Consider the following 12,572-nt stretch of genomic DNA (forward strand, 5'->3'; position numbering starts at 1 on the left):
CACCGTCGCGCACCCGTACAAACCAGCTGTACGAGCGCACGCACTGTTTCATGATGACTACAGCCTGTGACTCTCGTCACGTGAACGCAGAGATTCCTCACCCGTCCCAGCGCGAACGCCTCTTCCGCCGCGAACGTCAGTCCGTCCCCGCTGCCCGCGCGTTCACGCGCGAGGCGCTCGTCGACTGGGGCGTGCGGGAACGGGCGTACGACATCGTGCTGTGCGTCAGCGAACTCGCCACCAACGCCCTCGTGCACGGCGTCCCTCCCGGCCGAGGCTTCCTGCTCCGGCTGTCGTACGACGACGGGGTGCGCGTCGAGGTCCATGACAGCGGGGACGGCGTGCCGAACGTACCTCAGGCGGACGAGCGGGACCCCGGCGAGGGAGGGCGCGGGCTGCTGCTGGTGTCGGAGCTGGCGGACAAGTGGGGCGTGGGGGAGCGGGATCCGGGGAAGATCGTATGGTGCGTGTTCGTCGACCGGTGAGGGGCTTTCAGGCGCGGACCAGTTGCGATTCCGTGAGCACTGTCGGCAGATCATGAGCACTGGCCGAGCAAATCCACCTGATCATGAGCATAGGTGACGGTGGGTGGGACCATCACCAGGTGTCGTCAGCTCTCGCAGTTGATGACGATGTCGTTGCCCGGTCCGCCGTCGCAGGCGTCCGTTCCGGCGCCTCCGTTGAGGAAGTCGTTGTTGGGGCCGCCCCGGAGGGTATCGTCCCCGTCGCCGCCGAGGATCCGGTCCACGCCGCCCACGGTGTTGATCGGGCCGTCGGGGCCGACGTTGTCGCCGGTGAGCGTGTCGTTGCCGCCGCGCCCGGAGATGACGTCGTTCCCGGCGGTCAGTCCTGTGGGGTTGCCGACGCCACTGTCGCCGACGATCTCGATCTCGTCACCGCTTCCACCGGTGATCCGGTCGTTGCCGGAGCCGGTCGCGGTGCCTTGCGAGGCCAAGTGGTCTCCCCAAGCGAAGAGGGCGCCGTCCGGTCCCAGGTCGATGATGTCGTCACCGCCGCTGCCGCTCGCGTTCCCCACGAAGGAAGCGCTGTCACCCGTCACGTCACCGAACTGGCCGGGGCCTTCCAGAAGCACGTCGTCCCCAGCACCGTGGGCCGTGAAGAAACCGAGCGAGTCACCGGTGAGGCCGTCGTCGCCGTCGCCGCCGTCGAGGCGGTCGTTCGCTCCACCGGTCACATTGTCGCCTCTGTTGTCGCCAATCATGGTGTCGTTGCCGGTCCCGCCGAACCCGGTGTCCGGGGACGCCCCTGTGGCGGTGCCCTGGACTGCAAAGTTGTCCCCCACGATGCCGTCGTCGCCCGGGCCGCCGAGCAGCCGGTCGCTTCCGGTGGGTGCCGTCGCGTCTCCTGTCAGAGCGAAGGTGTCGCCGATCAGGTCGTCGTTGCCGTCGCCGCCGTCGACCGCATCGTTGCCGGGGCCTCCGATGAGGCGGTCATTGCCGCCCAGGCCGCAGATCAGGTCGTTTCCGCCCCTGCCGTCGAGCGTGTCCGCTCCTGAGGTGCCGATGATCACGTCCGACCCGGCGGTTCCGGTGGTGCTTCCCGGCTGCGTCGCCGGGCGGCCGAAGCACGTCGGCTGCGCAGCGCCCGCCCCCGCAGCCCCGAGAAAGACCATGGCAGCCGCCGCGAAGACGCTCGCCGAGACGGCCAGCGCGGTGCGTCTTCGCGGCCGCGTCCCCGACCGGCCCCGGCCCTCGCCGCCGTATACCCGTTGCAACCTCATCGTCGTCACCCATCGATCCCTTGTCGGCCGGACTGTTGCTACGACTCATTACCGGACTGACAAGGCGATCCACAGGTGCGGCGGCGACTCCGCCCGAAGGAACCACCGGCCTCACCCGCTGCAACACCCCGACGGGGGACCCGCGGCGGGTCGCCCAGCAATGTCGGCTTGCTCGCCGCTCAACCGTCTGAGCCAGTGCTCACCGATCGCGGATTCCGGCGATTCCGCAGGACGCACTGCCAGCGAAGCAGCGGATCTTACAACCGGTCACGGTCCCGTCGCCGAGATCGCCTGGGTGGTGGGGACTGCGTGGCAGGGAAGAGACATTGCCACTGAAGCAGCCCGAGGACTCGTCGACTGGCTCGGCCGGCTGCCGGTGCAGGCTGTCATCGCCCACATCCACCCCGAGCATCAGGCATCCGCTGCGGTCGCCACCGCCGCCGGGCTCACGCCCACCGATGAATGGCACGAAGGCGAGATCCGATGGTGCCGGAGTATCGGGCGATAACTTCACCGATCCACAGGTCTTGACGATGCCGGCCGAGCTTCACACCCTTCGGCAACAACGGTTCCAGCACCGCCCACTGCTCGTCCGTCAGGACTCCACGCGCCACGAACCAAGATCAGGCATGGCTCGTTTGGCCCAACTTGGGCGTAATTGCGCCAGTTGGGGGCTCGCGGTCCTTAAGGTCTTGGTGTTGGCGCTCCGTGCTCGGGGCGTTTTCCAGCGGTGCTGGTTGTCCTGCTCGGCAGGACGTCCGAGGCCGGGACAGCAACGGACTTGTCCGGGCGACCAGGAGTGGTGACTTGGGATCTGCGGAAGCCTCATCAGGGCCTGGCAGTCTTGGCTGGAACCGTGAGACCGCGACACTGGCGCTGCTGTCGTTCGCGATGCTGATCGTCTCACTGGACCAGTACATCGTTGTGGTGGCGCTGCCTGACATCGCACGCGATCTGGGCTACTCGGCGCAAACGCTTCAGTCGGTGATCAGCGCTTACGCGGTGGCCTCGGCAGGCTTCCTGCTGTTCGGTGGTCGCACTGCGGACCTGCTCGGGCGGCGCAGGATCCTGGCGACCGGACTTGCGCTGTATGCCGGAGCGTCACTGGCGGGCGGACTTGCCACCGGGCCGGGCATGTTGCTCGCCGCACGCGTTTTTCAAGGTCTCGGTGGGGCCTTGGTCTTCCCCACCACGCTGGCGCTCATCAACACCACGTTTTCTGAAGGTCGGGCGCGCAACCGCGCTTTGGGCATCTGGGGCGGTGCAGGCGCGGCGGGACTTGTGATCGGCGTATTGCTCGGCGGACTACTGACCCAGGCTTTCGGCTGGGAAGCTGTCTTCTTGGTCAATGTCGTCTTGGTGGGTCCGGCACTGCTGCTTGCGTTCGTGCTGATCCCGCCCGACGGTGAACGTGAGAAGGGCCGCACGTTTGATCTGCCTGGCGCGCTGAGCGTCACTCTGGGCGTCACCTTGATCGTATTTGCTTTGGTTCAGGGACCCGGGGTGGGCTGGCTGTCGCCGGGCATTCTGATCAGCGCCATGGCCGGCCTGCTGTTGATCGGAGCGTTCGCAGTAATCGAGCGACGCAGCTCCGACCCGCTGATGCCCCCGCGGCTGCTGTCGAACACAAACCTCATCACGGGCGTCGTCACGGCGTTCATGTTCATGGCGACCTTCGGGTCTGTGCTCTACTTCCTGTCGATCTACTTTCAACAGATCCTCGGCTACGACGCCCTGCAAACCGGCACCGGATTCCTGATCCCCACAGCGGTCGTGGTGGCAGGCTCGACGACAGCCGGCCAGTTCGTCACCCGGTTCGGGCTCAGAATCACGCTGGTGGCTGCTCTTGCCTTCGGGGCGCTCGGCGCTGTGCTGCTCGGCGTTGCGATCTCGCCGGACGGCTCGTACGCCGAACTGATCCCAGGACTTATTGCGCTCAGCATCGGTGACGGCGTGGTGTTCACCACCATGTTCATCGCAGCCGCGACCGGAGTGGCAGACCGAGAACAAGGCATCGCCTCAGGCATCGCCTCCACCGGCTCCGGCATCGGTGCCGCAGTCGGCCTCGCCCTCCTCGTCCTTGTGGCGACCGCGGGTCTCGGCGACCTCACTGGCGATCGCCTGCGCATCGCGGCCGCAGACGGAATCAGCACCGCGATGTTCGTGGTGGCGGGCGGGATCGTCGCCACGCTTCTCGTCGCTGTGATCCGGTGCCCGACACCACCAGCACCGGAATCAGCTGCCGTACCCCGCCAGTGGCGTCGCTGCTGACCCGGCGGTCGACGGGTGCCACCCTCGGCGCCGCCGCCCGGTACTGGCAGCGACTTTCGGCGACCTCGCCGCACTCGTCCGGGGCGTCGTCCGCTTCTGCGTTCGGATCGATGGGTTTCCGCGCGCCGCGGCGTCCAAGGTGTGGCAACGGTCGCGCCTACCCTCCGAGGAGGTTGCATCGGCTATCGAGGCCGAAGAGAGAGTGGTGCGTGATGAAACTGGTTGTGCAGGAGTTCCTGACGCTCGACGGTGTCTCCCAGGGGCCGGGGTCCCCGGACGAGGACACCAGCGACGGGTTCACGCGGGGCGGCTGGTTCGTGCCGCACCTGGACGAGGAGTTCGACCGACTGGCCGGTACCTGGCTCGGCGAGGCGGACGCGTTCCTGTTCGGCCGCCGTACCTACCAGAACTTCGCGCGGGACTGGCCGAAGATGACCGACCACCCCAACGCCCGCATCCTCAACGGCCTGCCGAAGTACGTGGTCTCCCACAGCCTGACCAAGGCCGAGTGGAACCCGACCACGATCCTGTCCGGCGACATCCCCGCCCAGGTCGCCGAACTGAAGCGGCAGCCCGGCCGGGAACTGCAGATCCACGGCAGCGCCCAGTTGGCCCAGTCCCTGCTCGCCGCCGGGCTGATCGACACGTTGCGGCTCGCGATCGCCCCGGTCGTGGTGGGCCAGGGACGACGCCTGTTCCCGGACGGCGGCGCGCCGGCCGGCCTGCGACTCGTCAGCCATCGGACGACACCGGGCGGCCTCTCGGTGCACATCTTCGCATCGACGGGGCTTCCGGAGTACGGGACCTACGGGGCCGACTCGTAGGCCGGTGGTGCAGAACCCGCATCGCCAACGCCTGAGTGAGGGCCGACAGCCGGCCACGGGTTCTCCGGTGCTTGCATCGTGACCTACAGGCGCCCTTGGGCCGACACCGGACGGATCAGGCGGTGGCCTCGTCGAGGAGTTCCAGTACGTGCCGGTAGGGGCGGCCCGTGGCACGGGTCATGCCCATCTCGCAGGTGCGGTTGCAGGAGGCGTACGCGTCGTACGTCCCCGTCGTGATCTCGGCGGCCTGGGCGGCGGTGGCGGTCGCGGTGATCTCCGGGTGGAGCAGGCCACGGTCGCCGGCGAACGCGCAGCAGCCCCAGTTGTCGGGGACGGTGACCGCGTCGCTGACGGTCGCGGCCACGGTGCGCAGCGCGTCGTCGATGCCGAGGTGCACGGTGGAGCAGGTGGGGTGCAGGGCGAGGCTGCCGAGGCGGCGGGGCTCGGGCAGGGCGGGGAGCAGGTGCTCGGCGGCGAAGGCGACGCTGTCGACGAAGTTCAGCGACGCGAAGCGGGCGCGGTCGGACTCTGTGAGGGCGTCGGGCAGTTGCTCCAGGCCGTGGGTGCAGGAGGAGGCGTCGCAGACAACGGGCAGCCGACCGTGGTCGCTCGCCTCCCACAGGGCCTCCAGGGTACGGGCGGCCATGGTGCGGTGCCCGGCGGTGTAGCCCTTGGACTGCCAGGGGGTGCCGCAGCACAGGCCGGCCAGCTGCCCGGGCACCGTGACGGGAACGCCCGCCCGTTCGCACAGCCGTAGGAAGGCGGCCGCCGCCCCGCCCGCCGCCCCGCCCGAGGCCGTCTCGGGGGCGAAGACGCTGCCGATGCAGGCAGCGAAGAACACCGCACGTGCCTCCGCCGGGCGCCGGGGCGCGGGACGGGACGGGCCGCCGCGCGGGATGTCGTCGGCCCAGGCGGGCACCAGCTCCTCCGCCCCGAGCCGGCGGACTGCGCCGGTGGCAGCGCGCATGGCGGGGGCGGGTACGGCGTGGGCGGTGTTCAGCGCGGCGCGCACGCCCTTGACGGCGGTCGCCCAGTGCCGGGCCGCGGCGTTCCCGGCGCGCTGTGCGGCGGCGCCGTGCCGTTCGGCGCGCAGGCGCTTCATGACCGCGCCGGTGTCGATGACGACCGGGCAGGCGGTGACGCAGAGGCTGTCGGCCGCGCAGCTGTCGACGGCCGCGTAGGCGTAGTCGGCCTCCAGGACGCGGCGGCGTTCCTCGTCGCCGGCGGCGGTGGCCAGTGCGATCTCGCGCTGCAGGGCGATGCGCTGACGGGGCGTCGTGGTGGCGTCCGCGGTGGGGCAGACTGGCTCGCAGTAGCCGCACTCGACGCACGGGTCGACGGCGGGGTCGACCTCCGGGACGCTCTTGAGACTGCGCAGATGTGCGGCCGGGTCGTCCTCCAGCAGCACGCCCGGGTTGAGCACGCCGTGCGGGTCGCACAGCCGCTTCAGCTCGCGCATGACGTCGTACAGTTCGTCGCCGTACTGGCGGCGGACGAAGGGGGCCATGGCCCGGCCGGTGCCGTGCTCGGCCTTCAGCGTGCCGCCGGCGTCCAGGACGAGGTCGACCATGGCGTCGGTGAACCGGGCGTAGCGCTCGATCTCCGGGGCGGAGTCGAAGTCCTGGGTGAGCATGAAGTGGAGGTTGCCGTCGCGGGCATGGCCGAAGATCACCGCGTCCTGGTAGCCGTGCCGGTCGAAGAGGCCGATCAGGCCCTCGCAGGTGCTGGTCAGCCGTTCCATCGGCACCGCGATGTCCTCCAGGAGCGCGGTGGTGCCGGGCCGGCGCGCGCCCGCGACCGCGGTGTACAGGCCCTTGCGCAGGTGCCAGAGCCGGGCCCTGACGCGGGCGTCTCGGACGAGCGAGGTCCCGGTGACGGCGGGCAGGCGGTCCAGGACCGGCCGCGCGGCCCCGACCGTCTCCTCCAGCAGCTCGGCGCTGTCCTCGGCGAACTCGACCAGCAGGGCGGCGTGTTGCTCCACGCGCAGGGCGTGCAGTTCGTCGGCGGGGTCTGGGGACTGCTGCGCCACGCGCAGCGATGCGGCGTCGAGGAGTTCGGCGGTGCGGGCCCCGGCAGCCAGCAGGGCGGGCAGGGCCTCGGTGGTCTCGGCCAGGCCGGGCAGCACCAGCAGGCCGGTGGCGGTGTGCGGCAGGAGGGGGACGGTGCGGAAGACAGCTTCGCCAACGAAGCCGAGGGTGCCCTCGCTGCCGATCATGAGGTGGGCGAGGATGTCGGCCGGATCGGTGTGGTCCAGGAACGAGTTCAGCCCGTAGCCCATGGTGTTCTTCATCGAGAACAGCCGTTCGATGGTGGCGCGGGAGCCGGCCGAGGAGCGGACGCGGTCGCGCAACCGCAGCAGTCCCACGTGCAGTTCGGGCTCTCGGGCGCGCAGTGCCTCGTCGGCGTCGGGGGCTGCGGTGTCGACCACGGTGCCGGAGGGCAGCACGAACTGCAGGGACTCCATGGTTCGGTAGGCGTTGTCCTGGGTGCCGCAGTTCATGCCGCTGGAGTTGTTGGCGACCAGGCCGCCGATGGTGCAGGCGGACTCGCTGGCCGGGTCGGGGCCGAGCCGGCGCCCGTACCGGGCGAGCCGCGCATTGGCCTGACGTACCGTCAGTCCCGGTTGCAGCCGGATGCGCAGGCCCCCGTCGAGGACCTCTGCGGTGCGCCAGTGGCTGCGGACGTCCACGAGGATGCCGTCGCCGCCTGCCTGCCCCGCCAGGCTGGTGCCGCCCGAGCGCAGCGTGAGCGGCAGTCCGGCCGCGCGGGCGCCGGCCATCAGGGCGCCCACCTCGGCCGTCGACGTGGCGCGCACGACGGCCTGCGGCGTGAACAGGTACGGCGAGGCGTCGTGGGCGGCCGCGACCCTGCGGGGCAGGTCGGTCGTCACCCTGGCCGGGTCACTGACGCATGCGGTCAGGAGCTCGGCCAGGCGGGCGGCCCGGTCCGGGGCGGAAGGTGTGGCGGCGGAGGGGCTCATGGATCCTCGGTGCTGGGGCGGGCTGTCAGTGAGTGATCTGCAGCAGGCGCGGCGCCTGTGCGGCGGGTTCGGGCAGGCGCAGCGGCGCGAGGCCGGGGGTGATGCTGCCGAGCAGGGTGGCCCGGCGGGCGCCGGTGCCCGAGGGGAGGGTGCCGGGCAGCCCGCGGACCGTGAGGAACCCCAGTACCGCGAAGGCCAGGGCCTCCTTGGCGTCGGAGGGTAGGCCCAGGTCGTCGCTGGGGCGCAGCGGTACGCGGGGCAGCTCCTCGGCGATCATGCGCATCAGCACCGGGTTGCGGGCGCCGCCGCCGGAGACGACGAGCTCGGTGACCCCGTGGGCGCGGCAGGCGTCGGCCACGGTGACGGCGGTCAGCCGGGCCAGGGTGGCCAGGACGTCGTCGGCCGCGGGCGTGGGCACGACGTCGAGTGCTCGCTGCAGGTAGGGGAGGTGGAAGTGCTCCTTGCCGGTGCTCTTCGGGGCGGGCCTGCGGTAGTACGGGTCGTCCAGGAGGACGCGGAGAAGTTCGGGGTTGGTCCGGCCGGCGGCGGCCCTGCGTCCGTCCTCGTCGTAGGGGGCGGCGCCGCCCGTGAAGTGCCGTACGGCCGCGTCCAGCAGGGCGTTGGCGGGGCCGGTGTCGAAGGCCAGCGGCTCGGCGCCGGGCGCGAGGACGGTGACGTTGGCGATGCCGCCGAGGTTCAGCGCCGCGGGTGTGCCGGGCAGGGCGCGCAGCAGCAGGGTGTCGGTCATGCCGACCAGCGGGGCGCCCTGCCCGCCCGCCGCCACGTCCCTGCTGCGCAGGTCGGAGACGACCGGGAGCCCGGTGCGCTCGGCGATCCAGGCGGGCTGGCCGAGCTGGAGGGTGCCGCGGACGGTGCCGTCCTCGACCCAGTGGTGTATGGTCTGGCCGTGCGAGACCACGAGGTCGGCGGTCCCGTCGCACAGCTCGCGCAGGGCGCGCTCGGCGGCGTCGGCGAAGGCCTGGCCGATGCCGGTGTCCAGGGCGCAAACGGCCTGTGTGGTCGTGGCGGCCGGCGGCAGTGCGGCGGCGATCAGGTCCCGCACGTCGTTCGGGTAGGGGACGGAGAAGTGCCCGAGGGGCCGCAGGAGCAGCGTGTCGCCGTCCAGGGTGAGGTCCGCGGCGGCAGCCTCGATGGCGTCGTAAGAGGTGCCCGACATCAGGCCGATCACACGCACAGCGCCTCCTGGCACACGTTGCGCCGCGCGGGCGGGGTCGGCTGCGGGTACTGCATGGCTTCTCCCGAAGTGCTGACGGGGCGAGGTCGGTGCGGGGCCGCCGCGGCGGCCCCGCACCGAGTGGGGCGCGCTGTCACTTCTGGCCGGCGGCCGCCGTGATGCGGTCGGGGCCGGAGCCCGGCTCGCCGTCGCCCGCCGGGACGTCGTTGGTCTCGGGGGCGCGGTGGAACAGGCTCATCAGGCCGCCGACGACCAAGGTGATCACCACGCCGATCGGAACCAGCCACTGGGCGGCGATCGCCGTCGGCACGGTGGCGCCGGCCACGGTGACGTCGATCTTCACACCGCGCACGATGTACGTCATCACGGCGACCGTCACCAGGAATGCCACGATGGAGTCGATCTCGTTGGCGCGTCGCACGAGTCGGCCGAGCAGGAACGCGCCGAGCAGCGCGCCGTAGGTGTAGCCCGCGATGGTCAGACCGGTGAGGTAGACGTTGCCCGTGCTGGTGCTGAAGGCGCAGGCGAAGACGGCCATCAGCACCGCCCACACCAGCGTCATCACCCGGGCGAGCTTGAGCAGGAACTCCTCGGAGGGCGTGCTGCGGAAGAAGCTGTGGATGATGTCGGCGACCGTCGAGTTCGACATGGAGTTCAGCGCCGAGGACAGCGAGCCCATCGCGGCACCGAGGATGCCGGCCACGAGCAGGCCGGAGATGACCACGGGCAGTCCGTGCAGGATGAAGTTCGGGTAGAGGTTGTCTGAGCTGGTCAGGCCCAGTTCTTTGAAGCTCTTGCCCTGGTTGTAGGACCACAGGAGCGCGCCGACCAGGGAGAAGGCGGCGAACTGGAGGGTGACGAAGACACCGGAGGCGATCATGGCCTTCTGGCCGTCGCGCAGCGAGCGGGTGGCCAGGATGCGCTGGACGATCAGCTGGTCGGAGCCGTGGCTGGCCATCGCGAAGATGGCGCCGCCGATGATTGCGGTCGGCAGGGCGAACGGGCTGGTGAGGATGTGCGCCAGGTCGAAGTTGGTGTCGAAGAGCTTGAACTGGCCGGCGTCCAGGGCGCGCGAGAATCCGTCGCTGCCGACGTGGCCGGACAGCACGGCGATGGCGAGGATCGCGCCGCCCAGGTACAGGCCCATCTGGATGGCGTCGGTCCAGATGACCGCCTTGATGCCGCCGAGGTAGGTGTAGACGACGGTGATCACCGTGAGCACGATGATGATGACGCGGTAGCTCGTGTGCACGCCGAACTCGTCGAGCAGCAGCTTGATCGGGATCGCGGACGCGAACAGCCGGACGCCCTCGGCAAGGAGCCGGGTGAAGACGAAGGTCACTGAGGCGAGCCCCTGCAGTTTCAGCCCGAATCTGCTTCCCAGGTACTGGTAGGCGCTGACGAAGCCGCCGCGCTTGTACAGCGGGATCAGTACGGTGGCCACGACGACGCGGCCGATCACGTAACCGAGGGCCAGTTCGACGTTGCCGAAGCCCTGCCCGCTGTACGCGCCGCCGGGCACGCTGATGACGGTGAGCACGCTGGTCTCGGTGGCCACCACGGAGAACGAGACGGTCCACCACGGCATGTGGCCTTCGCCGACGAAGTAGTCCTTCGACGTCTTTTGCCGGCCGGCCAGGCGCAGTCCGATCACGGCGATCGCCACCAGATAGACGACGATCACTACGAGGTCGAGTTCGCGCACGCTCACTCCTAAGCAACGGCCGGCGGTGTCACCGGCGGGGTGGGGACAGTGGGGAAGGGCGTCGTCCGCCGTACGCGGACGACGTGGGGTTCGTGCGGTGCCGACGCGTCCAGCGCCAGCAGGCGCGCGCCGTCCAGCGGATCCCCGAGCGGGGGCCGCAGGTCGAGGGGGCGCGGGGAGCCGATGAGCGCCGACTGCAGCGGACCGAGGAGCGGTTCGCCGAGGCCGGTGAGTCCGCCGGTGACGGTGACGGGGAGAGTGCCGCCGCCGATGCGGCGGGCGGCGGCGAGCACGGCCTCGCCGAGCGCGGTGGCGGCGTCCCGGACGATCGCGGTTGCCGTCGCGTCACCCGCGGCGGCCGCCCGGGCCACGTCCGGGGCGAAGGACGCGGCGGTGCGGGCGGGGTTGCCGTCCCGGCCGATGGCCGAGGGCAGCCGGTCGGGGTCGCCGAAGCGCTCGACGGCGGCGTCCAGCAAGGCGGTGTCCGGGCCGCGTCCGTCGTGGGCGCGCAGTGCGGCCCGCAGTCCGGCGGCGCCGATCCAGGCGCCGCTGCCCTCGTCCCCGAGCCAGGGGCCCCAGCCGTCGACGCGGGCGTACGATCCGTCGTCCCCGATGCCGATGGCGACGGAGCCGGTGCCGATCGCGAGCACCACGCCGGTGCGGCCGCCGAGGGCGCCTGCGTGGGCGGTGACCGCGTCACTGGTGACGGCCACCTCGTTCGCGGGCAGGTCATCGAGGAGCAGGCCGGCCAGGGTACGAGCCGCCTCCGGTGCCGCGGCCGCCCCCGCGGCGCCCACGCAGACCGCCGCCAGCCGGAGCGAGGGCCGGCGTTCCAGGAGCGGGAGGACGGCGGCGCGCACGGCGGCATGGGCCGTCGCCACGCCGTTGTCGGTGGCGAGCCCGGGGGCACCGGGCACCTCGTGGACGTCGTGGGCGGGACCGGCGCCGTCGTTCCACAGCACGGCACGGCAGCCGGTCTTGCCCAAGTCCACCGCTACTGCTGCTGTCATACGGCATGCCTTCGCGTTCCTTGGGATCCGTCGCGTCGGCGGTCACAGGTCGGCCGGAGGGCCGGTGACCGGCGCGGATCGCGGTCCAGCGAGTATCAGAAGGCCAAGCTTCGAATGTCAATAAGTAACTTCTTTCAATTCGGCACGTAAATTTTTGACGTGCCGCCGGGGTGTGGTTACCGTGTGGCCCAGCCACTCAGGAGGGAACGGCCCATGGCCCGCCAGGAACCACCCCGCATATCGGCCCGGTCGGCGGAGGACACCTCACCCGCCGGGACCCTGGCGCGCATCCGCGCGGCGCTGCCGACCCTCGCCCCTTCGGAACGGCGGGTGGCCGAGGCCGTCCTGGCCGATCCGGCGCAGGCGTCGGAGCTGTCCATCAGCGCGCTCGGCGAGCGGGCCGACACCTCGGTGGCCACGGTGATGCGCTTCTGCCGGACCGTGGGGGTCGCCAACTACCCGCAGCTGCGCCTTGCGCTGGCCGCGGCCGCGGCCCGCGAGCATGCCCTCGGCGGTGAACGCCCGGCGCCGGGCACCGACATCAGTGCCACGGACACGCTGGGTGAGATAGTCGGCAAGATCATCTACAACGAGGTCCGCGCGCTGGAGGACTCCGGGGCCGGGCTGGACATCGAAGTGCTGGGCCGTGCAGTCGACGCCATAGCGGGGGCCCGCCGGATCGACATCTTCGGCGTCGGCGCCAGCGCCTTCGTCGGCCAGGACCTGCACCAGAAACTGCACCGCATCGGCCACATCGCGTTCGTCTGGACCGACCGGCACGCCGACCTCACCGCCACCGCCCTCCTCGGGCCCGGTGACGTCGCCCTGGCAATCCCCCCCTCCTAG

General features: G+C 71.0%; 9 protein-coding genes and 1 pseudogene. 5 read left to right on the plus strand and 5 right to left on the minus strand.

The genetic code is table 11. The features are described 5' to 3' along the window. Window positions 1–80 precede the first annotated feature (80 nt). Complete coding sequence (locus tag ACTWQJ_RS14370; RefSeq protein WP_443307018.1) at window positions 81–485, plus strand: ATP-binding protein; 405 nt, start codon at window positions 81–83, stop codon at window positions 483–485. Window positions 486–610: 125 nt separating this feature from the next. Here the strand turns inward: ACTWQJ_RS14370 and ACTWQJ_RS14375 are convergent, their stop codons facing one another. Further along, window positions 611–1,741 (minus strand): calcium-binding protein, encoded by a 1,131-nt coding sequence (locus tag ACTWQJ_RS14375; protein ID WP_443307028.1) that lies wholly within the window; start codon window positions 1,739–1,741, stop codon window positions 611–613. Between the two features lie 265 nt (window positions 1,742–2,006). On the opposite strand from ACTWQJ_RS14375, the pseudogene ACTWQJ_RS14380 reads away from it, so the two are divergent. The 3 genes and pseudogenes from ACTWQJ_RS14380 to ACTWQJ_RS14390 form a co-directional block, all read left to right on the plus strand. Beyond that, a pseudogene (locus ACTWQJ_RS14380) lies at window positions 2,007–2,249 on the plus strand (GNAT family N-acetyltransferase); the annotation flags it as partial. Window positions 2,250–2,548: 299 nt separating this feature from the next. After that, on the plus strand, window positions 2,549–4,012 hold the full coding sequence (locus ACTWQJ_RS14385) for an MFS transporter (RefSeq protein ID WP_443307019.1): 1,464 nt from the start codon (window positions 2,549–2,551) through the stop codon (window positions 4,010–4,012). A gap of 212 nt (window positions 4,013–4,224) precedes the next feature. Next, the gene (locus ACTWQJ_RS14390; RefSeq protein ID WP_443307020.1) at window positions 4,225–4,836 is read left to right on the plus strand and encodes a dihydrofolate reductase family protein; all 612 of its coding nucleotides are present in this window, start codon (window positions 4,225–4,227) and stop codon (window positions 4,834–4,836) included. 115 nt (window positions 4,837–4,951) lie between these two features. Here the strand turns inward: ACTWQJ_RS14390 and ACTWQJ_RS14395 are convergent, their stop codons facing one another. From ACTWQJ_RS14395 to ACTWQJ_RS14410, 4 genes are all read right to left on the minus strand, one after another. After that, window positions 4,952–7,816, minus strand: coding sequence for an FAD-binding and (Fe-S)-binding domain-containing protein (locus ACTWQJ_RS14395; protein WP_443307021.1), 2,865 nt, complete (start codon window positions 7,814–7,816; stop codon window positions 4,952–4,954). A 25-nt stretch (window positions 7,817–7,841) separates the two neighbouring features. Beyond that, window positions 7,842–9,011, minus strand: a complete 1,170-nt coding sequence (locus ACTWQJ_RS14400) for an anhydro-N-acetylmuramic acid kinase (RefSeq protein ID WP_443307022.1) — start codon at window positions 9,009–9,011, stop codon at window positions 7,842–7,844. 133 nt (window positions 9,012–9,144) lie between these two features. Then, on the minus strand, window positions 9,145–10,716 hold the full coding sequence (locus ACTWQJ_RS14405) for a sodium:solute symporter (RefSeq protein WP_443307023.1): 1,572 nt from the start codon (window positions 10,714–10,716) through the stop codon (window positions 9,145–9,147). Between the two features lie 8 nt (window positions 10,717–10,724). Then, on the minus strand, window positions 10,725–11,726 hold the full coding sequence (locus ACTWQJ_RS14410) for an N-acetylglucosamine kinase (protein WP_443307024.1): 1,002 nt from the start codon (window positions 11,724–11,726) through the stop codon (window positions 10,725–10,727). 213 nt (window positions 11,727–11,939) lie between these two features. Here ACTWQJ_RS14410 and ACTWQJ_RS14415 point away from each other — a divergent pair, with 213 nt between their 5' ends. Then, window positions 11,940–12,572 (plus strand): MurR/RpiR family transcriptional regulator, encoded by a 633-nt coding sequence (locus ACTWQJ_RS14415; RefSeq protein WP_443307025.1) that lies wholly within the window; start codon window positions 11,940–11,942, stop codon window positions 12,570–12,572.

Source organism: Streptomyces sp. KR55 (assembly GCF_052245645.1).
GTDB lineage: Bacteria > Actinomycetota > Actinomycetes > Streptomycetales > Streptomycetaceae > Streptomyces > Streptomyces flavusporus.